Annotated in this window: 13 protein-coding genes; 1 reads left to right on the top strand and 12 read right to left on the bottom strand. The window is 72.6% G+C overall.

Features of this window, described 5'->3' with window-relative positions:
• Nucleotides 1-195: 195 nt before the first annotated feature.
• Genes mnhG through mbhE form a run of 6 tightly spaced genes read right to left on the bottom strand, consistent with a single transcriptional unit; the run spans nt 196 to nt 6,022 of the window.
• Nucleotides 196-546 (bottom strand): monovalent cation/H(+) antiporter subunit G, encoded by a 351-nt coding sequence (gene mnhG / locus ACERM0_RS19705; RefSeq protein ID WP_373680342.1) that lies wholly within the window; start codon nt 544-546, stop codon nt 196-198.
• A complete protein-coding gene (locus ACERM0_RS19700) occupies nt 543-800 on the bottom strand; it encodes a monovalent cation/H+ antiporter complex subunit F (protein ID WP_373680341.1) in 258 nt (85 codons plus the stop codon). Before ACERM0_RS19700 ends, mnhG begins: the two co-directional genes overlap by 4 nt.
• A complete protein-coding gene (locus ACERM0_RS19695) occupies nt 797-1,165 on the bottom strand; it encodes a Na+/H+ antiporter subunit E (RefSeq protein WP_373680340.1) in 369 nt (122 codons plus the stop codon). The genes ACERM0_RS19700 and ACERM0_RS19695 overlap by 4 nt, the downstream gene beginning before the upstream one ends.
• Nucleotides 1,162-2,709, bottom strand: coding sequence for a proton-conducting transporter membrane subunit (locus ACERM0_RS19690; protein ID WP_373680339.1), 1,548 nt, complete (start codon nt 2,707-2,709; stop codon nt 1,162-1,164). Before ACERM0_RS19690 ends, ACERM0_RS19695 begins: the two co-directional genes overlap by 4 nt.
• Complete coding sequence (locus tag ACERM0_RS19685; RefSeq protein ID WP_373680338.1) at nt 2,706-3,155, bottom strand: sodium:proton antiporter; 450 nt, start codon at nt 3,153-3,155, stop codon at nt 2,706-2,708. The genes ACERM0_RS19690 and ACERM0_RS19685 overlap by 4 nt, the downstream gene beginning before the upstream one ends.
• The gene (mbhE, locus tag ACERM0_RS19680; protein WP_373680337.1) at nt 3,152-6,022 is read right to left on the bottom strand and encodes a hydrogen gas-evolving membrane-bound hydrogenase subunit E; all 2,871 of its coding nucleotides are present in this window, start codon (nt 6,020-6,022) and stop codon (nt 3,152-3,154) included. The genes ACERM0_RS19685 and mbhE overlap by 4 nt, the downstream gene beginning before the upstream one ends.
• Nucleotides 6,023-6,348: 326 nt before the next feature.
• Between mbhE and ACERM0_RS19675 the strand changes: the two genes are divergently transcribed.
• Nucleotides 6,349-6,891 (top strand): hemerythrin domain-containing protein, encoded by a 543-nt coding sequence (locus ACERM0_RS19675; protein WP_373680336.1) that lies wholly within the window; start codon nt 6,349-6,351, stop codon nt 6,889-6,891.
• On the opposite strand, the gene ACERM0_RS19670 is transcribed toward ACERM0_RS19675, so the two are convergent.
• The 6 genes from ACERM0_RS19670 to ACERM0_RS19645 form a co-directional block, all read right to left on the bottom strand.
• On the bottom strand, nt 6,888-8,069 hold the full coding sequence (locus tag ACERM0_RS19670; RefSeq protein ID WP_373680335.1) for an MFS transporter: 1,182 nt from the start codon (nt 8,067-8,069) through the stop codon (nt 6,888-6,890). The two genes, ACERM0_RS19675 and ACERM0_RS19670, sit on opposite strands and share 4 nt — an antisense overlap.
• A 44-nt stretch (nt 8,070-8,113) precedes the next feature.
• On the bottom strand, nt 8,114-8,686 hold the full coding sequence (locus tag ACERM0_RS19665) for a DUF421 domain-containing protein (RefSeq protein WP_373680334.1): 573 nt from the start codon (nt 8,684-8,686) through the stop codon (nt 8,114-8,116).
• Nucleotides 8,686-9,075 carry a four-helix bundle copper-binding protein gene (locus ACERM0_RS19660; protein WP_373680333.1) on the bottom strand — a complete coding sequence of 130 codons (390 nt, stop codon included), beginning with the start codon at nt 9,073-9,075 and terminating at the stop codon, nt 8,686-8,688. The genes ACERM0_RS19665 and ACERM0_RS19660 overlap by 1 nt, the downstream gene beginning before the upstream one ends.
• A gap of 128 nt (nt 9,076-9,203) precedes the next feature.
• The gene (locus tag ACERM0_RS19655; RefSeq protein WP_373680332.1) at nt 9,204-9,524 is read right to left on the bottom strand and encodes a hypothetical protein; all 321 of its coding nucleotides are present in this window, start codon (nt 9,522-9,524) and stop codon (nt 9,204-9,206) included.
• A 68-nt stretch (nt 9,525-9,592) separates the two neighbouring features.
• Entirely contained in the window at nt 9,593-11,554 is a 1,962-nt protein-coding gene (gene acs, locus ACERM0_RS19650) for an acetate--CoA ligase (RefSeq protein ID WP_373680331.1), read from the bottom strand.
• Nucleotides 11,555-11,886: 332 nt separating this feature from the next.
• Entirely contained in the window at nt 11,887-13,077 is a 1,191-nt protein-coding gene (locus tag ACERM0_RS19645; RefSeq protein ID WP_373680330.1) for a transcriptional regulator, read from the bottom strand.
• Nucleotides 13,078-13,151: the final 74 nt, after the last annotated feature.

Below are 13,151 nucleotides of genomic sequence, written 5' to 3'. Positions count from 1 at the left end.
GCGAGGTGGGGACGACACCGGTCGACGGTGCCTGGATGCCGTGGCACCGGCCCACGTCCCGCTGGGGAGAGCGACGGGGTGGGCACCGGGTGTCGCGTGGATGTTCGAGCCTAGTGGAGGTGGCAGATGCCGGGAAACGGCCGACCCGACCAGCGGCCGGTTTCGGCGTTTCCGGCTCAAACCTTCATCGGAACTTCAGCGGACCTCGGTTTCGTGCGGTCGCTCGACGAATCCCTGCAACTCGTCGGTGACCGTGCGGTCCCACAGCGGCGCGCCGGCACGGTAGGCCGCCCGGGCGATCACGTGACCGGAGACGGGAGCGCCGACGAACTGCAGCACGATGGCGATGCTCATCTTGACGGCGGCCTCGGGCGTGCCGATGGCGAACGCCGTGCCGGCCAGGACGAGGGCGATGCCCAGCCCGGCCGCCTTGGTGGTGGCGCTCGAGCGGATGAAGACGTCGGGGAAGCGCAGCAGCCCGATGCCGGCGAGCAGGACGAGGAACACGCCCAGCCCGATCAGGACGGCCCCGATGACGTCGGTCACTGGTCACGCCTCCCGACCAGGGCCCCCAGGGAGATCGTCGCGAGGAAGCCCAGCAGCGTCGCGATCAGGATCACGTCGAGGAACTCCTCGTACGTGGTGCGCAGCGCCAGCAGTGCGATGGCGCCGACGAGGGCGTACAGGCACAGGTCCGCGGCGATGGCGCGGTCGGCCACACTCGGGCCGCGCACCGCCCGGACGATCCCGAGGGCGAAGGACAGCGCCAGCACGGCCAGTCCCAGGTCGACGAGGGTCATCGGGTCGCCTTCAGCAGGGTGCGTTCGAGGCTCGCGATGTCGGCCAGGAAAGCCTCGCGACCCTCGTAGTAGAGGGTGTGGACGTACAGGTCCCGGGTGTCCTCGTCGATCTCGATCGACAGCGTCCCGGGCGTCATCGTGATCATGTTGGCCAGCAGCGTCGTCTCCCAGTCCGTCCGGGTGGACGTCGGCACGCGCACGATCGCCGGCGTCATGCCGAAGCCGGGGGTGAGCACTTCCCAGGCCACCCGGACGTTGGAGACGAGCAGCGCCCACAGGAAGACCAGCAGCGCCCAGACGATGAAGGGCAGCCGGCGTACCAGGCCGAGGACCCGCCGCGGCAGCCCGCGTGACCGTTCGCTCACAGGGACCTCACCGCCTCGAGGTAGGCCGTCGGCTCCAGCAACCCGCGGGCGGCCGGCTCGACGAGTTCGAGCAGGGGTTGGGCACCGATGCCCAGCACGAACACGGCGACGGAGACGAGCAGCGCGGGTGCGACCATGCCGGTGACGCGCCGGTTGGAGGCGGCCCGCGGCACGACGGGGTCGTCGTCACCGGCGCCGCCGGCCGGCACGGGCCGCAGACCGACCGCGACCCCGCCGGGCTCCTGCCGGACCCGCTCGGTGAGCACACCCCAGAAGGCGCCGTTCCAGATCTTCACCATCGACAGCAGGGTGAAGAGGCTCACCAGTACGGCCACGCCGCCGGCGACCCACGCCGCGTCGACGAAGGCAGCCCGGATGAGCAGGTACTTGCCGACGAACCCGGAGGTCGGCGGGATACCGGCGAGCGCCAGGGCGGGCAGGAGGAAGGCCACCGCCAACCACGGGCGTGTCCGCACCATGCCGCCGAGGGCCTTCAGCCGGCCGGTCCCCGTGAGGGTCTCCACCGTTCCGACGGCCACGAACAGCGCGCCCTTCACCAGCACGTACTGCACGAGGTAGACGATCCCGGCGGTGACGCCCGCCAGGGTCCACAGCCCCAGCGGCAGGATCAGGTACCCCATCTGGCTGACCATGTGATAGGCGAGGATGCCGCGCATGTCGCCGCGGCCGACGGCGCCGAGCACGCCCACCACCATCGTGATGCCGGCCACGGTCAGCCACAGGCCGCGATAGCCGGGGTCCCCGGCGAACAGCACGCTGTAGAGGCGGAACAGCACGTACACGCCGGCCTTGGTGAGCAACCCGGAGAACAGTGCGGTCACGCCGGGGCCGGCCTGGACGTAGGTCCGCGGCAGCCAGGCATGCATGGGAACCAGGCTGGCCTTGACGGCGATGGCGGCCAGGACCAGCGACGCGCCGACGGCCGCCGTCGGGGTGGACTGGACCACGCCGTACAGGTTCGCGAAGGACACCGTCCCGGCCGTGCCGTACACCAGCGCGATGCCGACGAGGAACGTCGTCGAGGCCAGCAGGCTCACGGTCACGTAGATGACCCCGGCCCGGACCTGGCGTCGGTCGCCGCGCAGCGTGAGCAGCACGTACGAGCCGATCAGCATCACCTCGAAGGTGACGAACAAGTTGAACAGGTCGGCGGTCAGCAGCGAGCCGAGCACACCGGCGAGCAGGACGCCGACCATGGGGTGGAACAGCGGATGGGCGTCCTCGCCCCGGGAGACGGCGAACACCAGCGCCAGGACCGCCGAGACGCTGACGGTCAGCAGCACGAGCGCCGCGAACCCGTCGGCGACGAACGGGATGGCGAGGTTGATCGGCCAATTGCCGATGTCGGCGGCCACGGCCCCGCCGCCGCGGGTGGCGACGACCAGTGAGGCGGCCAGGCCGACCAGTGCGACCATCAGCACGGTCGTGATGGCGCGCTGGACGCGTCGACGGCCGCGGAACAGCATCCCGAGGGCGGCCGCGAGCAGCGGCAGCGCGAACGGGAGCGGCAGGAGGGTGCTCACGGGCGCTCCTCCTGGTCGGCGCGCCCGGGCAGCACGTACTCGTCGACGGGCAGGTCCACGTCCTCGTCGTCGGACAGACGCTGGTCGGATCCGTCGGACAGACGCTGGTCGGATCCGTCGGACAGGCGCGGGTCGGCGTCGGCCTCGACGTCGTCGTGGCCGAGGACGTCACGGCCCCGGAACGCGAGCGTCAGCAGGAACGCGGTGATCCCGAACGAGATCACGATCGCCGTCAGGGCGAACGCCTGGGGGAGCGGGTCGGCGGGCGTGCCGGGCTCGCCGATGAACGGCACGCCCCGGCGGGCGACCCCGCCGGAGGTGACGAGGATCGTGGTGGCGGCGTGACCGAGCAGTGCGAACCCGATCGTGATGCGCACGATGCCGCGCTGCATCACGAGGTAGGTCCCGCCCGCGGCGAGCAGGCCGACGACGATGGCGGCGGTCACGGCTGGTCCTCCCGGCGGGCGCGGCTGGCGCTGGAGTAGGAGTGGTCGTCGGTGTCGGCGCCGGCGGGCGCGCCGCCGTCCGACGTGGCGCGCCCCGTCCCGCGCGGAACCGCCTCGCCGGTGTCGGACGCCCAGGTCGGGACGCCGATGCGGCCGGGGTCGGGTGACGGTTCGGGGATGCCCTGGCCGAGGTGGCGCACGATGGCGACGACCAGGCCGACGACCACGAGGTACACGCCGATGTCGAACACCAGGGACGCAGCGACCTCGAGGTGGAACGGGAGGTACCACTTGGCGCCGTCGAGGAACGCCCCGGTGGTCACGAGGCCGCCGAAACCGTAGCCGACGGCGACGAGCAGCCCGAGACCGACTAGCGGCAGCGTGCGCAGCAGGCGGCTCTGCCAGATGCGCTGGTGGCCCCTGCTGAGGTAGAGCAGCACGACGGCCGCGCCGACGGCCAGACCGCCGATGAAGCCACCGCCGACGGCGTCGTGGCCGCGCAGCAGCAGCCAGACCGAGGCCAGCACCATGGCCGGCGCCAGCAGGTCGGTGGCCGTGCGCAGGATCGCGCTGTCGACCATGCCGATGCCGCTCCACTGTGACGCCCGGGTGGGTTCGCCGTCGCCGCCGGGGCGGGGGACGGCGCCGTGCGAGGACAGCCGCACGAGCGAGAAGATGGCCGCGCCGGCGACGGCCAGGACGGTGATCTCGCCCAGGGTGTCCAGCGCACGGAAGTCGACGAGGATCGTGTTGACGACGTTGCCGCCGCCGGTGAGCCCCTCGCCCTCGGCGAGGAACTCCGCACCGATGTCGGAGATGCCGCGGCGGCCGGTGAACAGGTAGGTGGCGACGGCGACGAGGGTGCCGACGCTGACGGCCACGACGCCGGCGACGCCCTTCCGGACGTTGCCGACGCGTGGGAAGGTCGAGGGCAGACGCCGGAAGACGACGACGAACAGGGCGACCGAGAGCGTCTCGACCAGCAACTGGGTGAGCGCCAGGTCCGGGGCGCCCAGCAGGACGAACCAGCCGGCGACGGTGAAGCCGGCCATGCCCAGGGTCGCGATCGCGGCCAGCCGGCTTCGGGCCTGGATCGTGCCGATGATGCACCCGGCGAGCAGCACGACGATGGCCCAGTCCACCGGCAGCCATGGGGCCGGGTCGCCGAGCCCGTCGGTGCCCACCCGGGCCGTCGCGGCGATGCCGACCCCGGTGATGGTCAGTAGCACCGGCAGGAGGTAGTAGGCGGCGCCGTGCGGCACCGACGGAGTGCCGACACGGGCGCCGAGCGCCAGAACGCCGTCGTACAGGCGGTCGAACGCGTCGGCGCCGCGCGGCAACTCCAGCAGGCCCTGCCACCGCTCGACCCGGGTGCGCAGCAGCACGGCGCCGAGCCCGACCCCCAGCACGATCGTCGACAGCAGCAGCGGCAGGCCGAACCCGTGCCACAGCGCGAGGTGCATGTGCCCGTCGTGGTCGCCGGTGGTGACGTGGCCCACGGCGTCGACGAGCGGATCGAAGATCCAGACGACGGCCGCGAACCCGAGGCCGAGGAGGCCGAGGAGCGCGGCCGGGGCCGCGAACGCGGTCGGCGCCCGGTGTGCATGGGCGCGTTCCGGGCCCTCGAAGGTGCCGAGGTAGTAGCGGGCGCTGTAGGCGACCGTCCCGATGCTGGCGAGCACGGCGAGCACGATGCCGACGGTGCCCAGCCACGCCGGGTCGTGCGTCTCGAGGAAGCCGGCGAAGATCTCCTCCTTGGAGACGAAGCCGAGCAGCGGCGGGATGCCGGCCATCGACGCCGCGGCCAGCCCGCCGGCCAGCGCGGTCGTCGGCAGCGTCCGGCGCAGGCCCCCCAGCTGACGCAGATCACGGGTGCCCGTCTCGTGGTCGACGATGCCGACGGTCATGAACAGCGCGGCCTTGTACAGGGCGTGCGCGAAGACGTGGATCGAGGCGGCGGCGAGCGCCTCGAACGTGCCGATCCCGGCGATGCCCGTGATCAGGCCGAGCTGGCTGACCGTGGAATAGGCCAGCAGCGCCTTCAGGTCGGTCTGCTTGGTGGCCACGACGGCGGCGAACAGGGCGGTGCCCAGGCCGACCAGCACCAGGGTCGTCTGCCAGAGCGCCACGCCGCCGAACAGCGGGGTGAAGCGGAACAGCAGGTAGATGCCGGCCTTGACCATCGTTGCGGCGTGCAGGTAGGTCGAGACCGGGGTCGGTGCGACCATCGCGCCCGGCAACCAGAAGTGGAACGGGAACTGCGCGGACTTCGTGAAGGCGCCCAGCAGCAGCAGCACGATGGCGGCCGAGGCGATGCCCGAGTCCAGGATCACGTCGCGCGAGGCCAGGATCTCGGTCAGGTTGCCCGTGCCCGCTGCCACCGCCAGCAGGGTCACGCCGGCGAGCAGGGCCAGGCCGCCGAGTGCGGTGGTCAGGAACGCGCGGGTCGCGCCCTGCTTGCCCTCGCCGAGCCCGCCGATGAGGAAGAAGCTGGAGACGCTGGTCAGTTCCCAGAAGACGAACAGCAGCAGCGCGTCGTCGGCCAGGACCAGCCCGAGCATCGCCCCGGCGAAGAGCGTGAGCAGCGAGAGGTAGCGGGAGGTCTTGGGACTGCCGGTCCCGAAGTAGCGTGCGGCGTAGGCGAGGACCAGGGCGCCGATGCCCAGGACGATCAGCGCGAAGAGCAGCGACAGGCCGTCGAGCCGGAACGCGAGGGCGATGCCGGCGTCGGGCAGCCAGGTCGTCGACTCGGTCAACGGACGGTCGTCGAACACGGCCGGCGCCTGCAGCCCGAACCAGACGGTCAGGGTCGCCAGCGCCGCGCCGCCGACGTAGCCGGCGTTGCGGTCGAAGAGCCGAACGAGCACGGGTGTGAGTGCAGCGAGCGCAAACACCGTGCCGACGGCGAGAGCGAGTGTCACGAGTTCTTCAGTCCCCTGCCAAGCCGTCACGAGCGTGGCACGACGGCGCCGGTGCGGGTGCGGATCGCTTCCGGGACCGGTCGGTCGGCCGCACGGAAAGTTCAGTGACCCATCAGGATCGACGCGCACGGTATCCGGCGCGGCCGTCGCCGCCGCGTCGGTGTCCGTCCGGTCGCCACGCGGGGTCCGCGCGACGCGCGCCCGCTGGGAGGATGCGCGACGCACGGTCCCGACCGGCGGCCCGTGCTTCCCCCGCGACGAGGAGCACATCCGTGAGCGACACCCACGGCGGCGCGAGCACGGCGGACACCGAGGACGTGGTCGACCTGATCCTGGCCGACCACCGCGAGTTCGAGCGACTGTTCCGTCTGCTGCGCAACCGCGAGGCGGACCGCGCCAGCGCCCGATCGGAACTGGCCGACCTGCTGGTCGCGCACGCCGAGGCGGAGGAGCGTGAGGTGTACCCCGCGCTGCGCGAGCGTGCGCCAGAGGAGGCCGAGGAGATCGAGCACGGCTCCGAGGAGCATGCCGAGGGGCACGAGGCGCTGCTCGAGCTGCTGCGGGTCGAGGACGTCGACGACCACGAGGAGTTCGAGGAGAAGCTCGAGGAGCTCGTCGAGGCCCTCAACCACCACATCGACGAGGAGGAGCGCGACATTCTCAATGCCGCGCGGGAGAACGTCCCGGCCGACGAACGGGCGACGCTCGGCCGCGCCTTCCTCGCCGCCCGTGAGGAACTGCTCGAGGGCTCGCCCGGCGACGTGCGCAACGTCGGCCGGCTGGTGCAGGAGGCCCGGGAGCGCGGCGACCTCTAGGCGCGCGCGGCGTCGTCGCCGGCGGCCCCGTCGTCGGCGACGACCCCCGATCGCAGCGTCAGCACCAGCACCAGCACCCCGACGAGGAACAGCGGCACACGCAGGTCCAGCGCCTCGGTGAGCACACCGATGACGGGCGGTGCGGCCAGGAAGCCGGCGTAGCCGACGGTGGCGACGGCCGCGACGCCCTCGCCCGGTGTGCGGGCGACGCGCCCGGCGGCGCTGAAGCACAGCGGCACGATCGAGGCGAGTCCGGCGCCGACGAGCGCGAACCCGACGATCGCGGCCGGCAGCGACGGCACCAGCGAGACCAGCGCGAAGCCGACGGCCGCGACCAGGCCGCTCGTGCGCACGACCCGGACCGGGCCGACCCGTCGTGTGATCCGGTCACCGAGCAGCCGCGACACGGTCATGGCGGCCGTGAAGGCGACGAAGCCCCAGGTCACCCGGGACTCCGGCACACCGACCACGTCGGCGAGGTGGATACCGCTCCAGTCCGACGCCGTGCCCTCGCCGACGGCCGAGGCGAAGCAGATCAGCGCGATCGGCAGCAGCGCTCCACGGGGCAGGGCGAAGCGGGGTGCGCTGGTGCCGGCGGAAGCGCGATCGCGCATGCGCACCCATCTGGCCGCGGCCGCGACGGTGAGCGCGATCACGACCGCCATGGCGGTCAGGTGGATCTCGACCGGGACGCGTGCCCGCACCGCCGCGGTTGCCGCCAACGCACCCAGCAGGCTGCCGACGCTCCAGGCGGCGTGGAGCCCGACCATGATGGAGCGCCGGTACGTGCGCTCGACCCCGACCCCCTGGGCGTTCATCCCGACGTCCATCGTCGAGACCCCGATACCGAGCCCGACGAGGGCGAGGGCCAGGGTCGGCGGGCTCGGTGCCAGGCCGAGCAGCGGCAGCATGCCGACCATCACGACCGCGCCCGTGAGCGTCACCGCGCGACTGCCGACCCGCGCGACGGCGCCGCCCGCGACCGGCAGGGCGACGATGGTGCCGACCGCCAGGCCGAGCAGGACCAGGCCCAGCGTCGCCTCGCTCATCTCCAGCCCGACGCGCACGTCCGGGATCCGGGCGATCCATGAGGCGACGGCCGCGCCGTTGGCCAGGAACGCCGCCGTCACGGCGGCTCTCGCGGCACGGTCCGGCACCACGAGGTCGGCGGCGGGCAACGGCGGGCTCCGGAGACGGCGAGGTGGCCGGAGCCTACGACGGGTCAGGCGTCGCGCGTGTCGCCGGGCCGGCCCTGCACCCCTTCGAGCAGGGCGGGGTCCAGCGGGCCGGAGCCGTGCAGGACGGTGATGTCACCGGTCGTCTCGAAGACCACGGCCCGCACCGCGTGCGGGTCGAGCACGTTGGCGGCCCGCAGCTTGGCGAACAGGTCCCCGCGGGTGAGTCGGGCCCGCGCCAGGTGTTCGTCGAGGATGCGCCCCTCGTGCACGAGCAGCAGCGGCTGGTTGTCGACCACACGGTCGAACCGGGTGCCTCGGCGCAACTGCGCGACGAGGTACTGCGCTCCGAAGAGCACGGTCACGGCCAGGATCCCGGCCACCAACGGTGCGGTCCCGATGGCGATCCCGGCGATGACCGAGCCGATCGCGACGGTCATCGCGAAGTCGAAGGCCGACATCTTGGCGAAGCTGCGCAGGCCCAGCACGCGCGAGGCCAGGATGACCCACCCGTAGATGGCGACCGCCGCGATCGCGACGACGCCCAGCTGCTGGAGGCCGGCGCCCAGCTCGGCACCGAGCTCGGCGGCGGCGAACGGTGCCGCGGTCGTCGCCGGCATCACCCGACGGCGTCGAGCAGCTCACGGCAGGCCGCCTCACAGCGCCGGCAGGCCTCCGCGCAGGCGCGACAGTGGTCGTGGTGCTCAGCGTGCTGCTCGCACTCCTCGGCACAGTTGGCGCAGGCCTGGGCGCACACGCGCACGAGCTCGAGCCATGGCGCGCCGGAGGCGCCGGCACGCGCGACGACCTTGGCGGTCGCCGCGCAGATGTCGGCGCAGTCGAGGTCGGCGCGGATGCAGCGGGTCAGGGCCGTGTCGCCTTCCTCGAGGCAGGCGTCGGCGCAGGCCGCGCAGTGCGCGGCACAGTCGATGGCCGCTTCGATGACGGCTGCCAGCTGCTCGGTGCGCAGGTCGTCACCATGGTCGCGCAGGACTTCACCGATCGCCATGGTCCCTCCGATGCTCGTCGGGGCGTGATGTCCGCGACCACTCTGCGGTCGCGCACCCACGGTGGTGACTGGGGACCCCGGCCGTTCGCCAACGGCCACGGCGCCGCCCGGCCGGTCGGGCGCCCGTGTCAGGACGGCCCGTGGCGTCGTCCGTGCTCGCGTTCCACCTCGCTGTACAGCAACAGGATCGACTCCGCGGCGCGGTGCAGCGCGTCGTTGTCGAGCCGTTCGATCGCGCCGGTGGTCGTCGCGACGGTGTCCGAACCGCCGAACTGCTGCACGAGCTCTTCGAAATGACGACGGGCATCGCCACTGCCGAAATCCGCCTCACTCTGCAGCCGCAGCAGCGCGTCGAGCGAGCGAGCGAGCCGCGTGGCCAGCGGCTCGTCGGACAACGCGAGCGACCGGACGGCCTCGTGGCTCTTCTCCCAGACGTACCGGAACGACACGATGCCACCTTGGCCGACGACGAGGCGCCCGCGACCCTACCGGTCGCGGGCGTCCAGAGCCGAGGTTGTCAGGGCTGGCTCTTGCTGTGGTCGAGGTAGCGGCCCTTGATGGCGTCGACCACGCTGGCGTCGGCCAGCGTGGTCGTGTCGCCCAGTTCCTTGTCCTCGGCGATGTCCTTGAGCAGGCGCCGCATGATCTTGCCGGAGCGGGTCTTCGGCAGGTCGTGGGTGAACAGCAGCGACGCCGGCTTGGCGATGGGGGAGATCATCTTGGCGACGTGGTCGCGCAGCTCCTTGGCCAGTGCCTCGTCGCCCTCGACGTCACCGCGCGGGGTCACGAACGCCGCGATGGCCTGGCCGGTCTGCGCGTCGCTGCGGCCGACCACGGCGGCCTCGGCGACCGACGGGTGCGACACCAGGGCCGACTCCACCTCCGTGGTGGAGATGCGGTGTCCGGAGACGTTCATGACGTCGTCGACGCGGCCGAGCAGCCAGAAGTAGCCGTCCTGGTCGCGCTTCGCGCCGTCGCCCGCGAAGTAGATGCCCTCGCCGAACCGGGACCAGTAGGTGTCGCGGAAGCGCTGCTCGTCCCCCCAGATGCCCCGCAGCATCGACGGCCACGGCCGGTCCAGGACCAGGTAACCGCCGCCCGGGACGCCGACCTCCTGACCGCGGTCGTCCACGATCGTGGCGGAGATGCCGGGCAGCGGGAAGGTCGCCGAGCCCGGCTTGGTGGTCGTGGCGCCGGGCAGCGGCGAGATCATGATGGCGCCGGTCTCCGTCTGCCACCACGTGTCCACGACCGGGCAGCGCTCGCCACCGATGTGCTCGCGGTACCACATCCAGGCCTCGGGATTGATCGGCTCGCCGACCGTGCCCAGCAGCCGCAGGCTCGACAGGTCGTGCTTGGCCGGGTGCTCGTCACCCCACTTCATGAAGGCGCGGATCGCGGTCGGCGCCGTGTACAGCTGCGTGACCCGGTACTTCTCCACGATCTGCCAGAAGCGGTCCTCGGCCGGGAAGTTCGGCGTACCCTCGTAGAGCACCGAGGTGGCGCGGTTCGCCAGCGGCCCGTACACGATGTAGCTGTGGCCGGTGACCCACCCGATGTCGGCGGCACACCAGTAGACGTCGGTGTCGGGCTTCAGGTCGAAGACGTACCGGTGCGTGAACGCCACCTGGGTGAGGTACCCGCCGGTGGCGTGCATGATCCCCTTGGGCTTGCCGGTCGTGCCCGAGGTGTAGAGCAGGTAGAGCAGGTCCTCGGCGTCCATGTGCTCCGGCGGGCAGTCCGCCGTCTGGTCCGGGACGAGGTCGTGCCACCACACGTCCCGCTCGGCGTCCATCGACACCTCGTTCTCCGTGCGCCGGACCACCAGCACCTTGGCGATGGATGGCGTCTCGGTCAGAGCCTCGTCGGCGTTCTCCTTCAGCGGGAACACGCTGCCGCGCCGCCAGGCGCCGTCGGCGGTGACGAGCACCTTGCACTCGGAGTCGTTGATCCGGTCGCGCAGCGCGGCGGAGGAGAAGCCCGCGAACACGACCGAGTGGATCGCCCCGATGCGCGCACAGGCGAGCATGATCGTCGGCAGCTCCGGGACCATCGGCAGGTAGATCGCCACCCGGTCACCGCGGCCGACCCCCAGCTCCTTCAACGCGTTCGCGGCCCGCTGCACGTCCTGCAGCAGTTGCTGGTAGGTGATGGTGCGCGTGTCGCCGGGCTCGCCCTCCCAGTGGTAGGCGACCTGCTCGCCGTGGCCCGCCTGCACGTGCCGGTCGAGGCAGTTGTGGGCGACGTTCAGGGTCCCGCCGACGAACCACTTCGCGTGCGGTGGCTGCCAGTCCAGGATCGTGTCCCACTCCCGGAACCAGTCCAGCTCGGCCGCCTCGCGGGCCCAGAAGCCTTCGTAGTCGGTGTTGCCCTCGTCGTAGACCTCCGCGCCGGTGATCAGCGCCTGCCGCTTGAAGTCCTGCGGGGGCGGGAACGTCCGTCCCTCGTCCAGCAGGCCCTCGATCGCTTCCGCTCCCATCTTCGCGCTCCCGGTCGACGTCGGACTCGCGCCCGTCCGTGGCCGGAACGGGCCGCGCCTTCGAGGCCCGACGCTAGCCCTTCGCGACGCGTGTCGCGCCGGTGGTCCCTGGCCCCCGTCCGGTGCCGGACACGGCTGGAGGAGGCGCGGGCGGACGCGCCTCCTCCAGCGGGTCGCGACGGCGCGTTCGCACCGTGCCGGCCAGCATGCCGCGGCAGGGTTGGGAGCAGGTAGGGACGGGCTGCCCGGATACTCGCCGCCGAGCGCCCGGACGGGCCGGCGCCGACCGGCCGACGGTGGGTCCGACGCCTCCCCGGAGCCCACCAGGCCGTTCAGGCCAGCCGGGCGCGGACGAGATTCCGGCGAGGATCGCCGTCGGGCAGCAGGCGCAGCGCGTGACGGTGCACCTCGGTGTCGTCCGGGTCCACGCGACCGAACGCGACGGCGGCGGCGGGATCCGCGCTGCGCAACACCGCGGTCCGCAGCGCGACGTGCAGGAAGTCGCGGTGCGCGACGATCGCCGGCGACTCCGAGCGCGGCAGCAGCGGGCCGCGATAGCCCGCCGCGGCCGCCCCGACCAGGCCCGCCTCCAGCAGCCGCTCGACCTCGAGGTGGTCGGCGGCGACGCGGCAGGTGAACCGGTAGGGCCGCGAGCCGATGACGCCGTCGAGCTGGCGGCGCAGGTGGGACACCTCGGCCTTGCAGGAGTTCGTGGCCGCGGCGTGGTCGGGGTAGACGTCGGCGTGGAGCTGCTCGAGGTCGCGACCTTCGGGGTGCAGGCTCAGCACGGTCAGCAGCTCCAGGTGGCGGGGCGAGACACGCACCGGGCGGCCGTCCACCCGAACCGCCGGGTCGGACCCGAGCGTGCGCAGCAGGAGCGTGCCCCGGACGTCGGCGTTCACGTCGACCTGCTGTTGCAGGTATCGGGCCAGCGTGGCGGCGGTCGTCATCGCCAGCGGGTGGGCCAGGTCCCAGGTGGTGGACAGGTCGATGACGCCCAGCGGCCGCCCGCTCGCGTCGCGGACGGGGGCCGAGTAGCACACCCAGTCGTGCACGGCGAGGCTGAAGTGCTCGGCCGAGAACACCGTCTGGGCGGTGCCGGTCCGCAGCGCCAGGTCCAGGGCGTTGGTGCCGACGGAGGCCTCGTCCCAGCGGCCGCCGACCACGAAGTTCACCGTGGCGGCCCGGTCGCGCATGTGGTGCCCGCCGTGGGCGAACAGGATCTTGCCGTCCGGGTCGGTGACCGCCACGACGAAGTCGTCGGTCGCCAGCCGGCTCAGCTCGGGCAGCAGTTCCTGTACCGGCCCGTAGAGCGGGGAGTGCCGCCACTGCTCGGCGGTGCGGTCGAGGTCGTCGACCGGTGCCTCGGGCGCGTCGGGGCGCACGTGCGTGGCCGAGCGCTGCCAGGACGCCAGCACCTCGGTCCGGACCGTGCCGGGGGCGGGGGCGCAGCGGGCGACGTAGCGGTCCCAGGCTGCTCGGACCCGGTCCCGCTTCTCCCACAGCTCGCCGTTCAGCGGCACCTGGTGCCCCTCCCGCGATTCCCGGACGCGACGGTACCCGCGGCACGCCGGCCGCGGTGGAACGGCGCCGGGCG

The sequence above is a fragment of the Egicoccus sp. AB-alg2 genome, assembly GCF_041821065.1.
In the GTDB taxonomy this organism is placed as follows: Bacteria; Actinomycetota; Nitriliruptoria; order Nitriliruptorales; family Nitriliruptoraceae; genus Egicoccus.
This window is presented reverse-complemented; position numbering and strand designations above follow the sequence as displayed.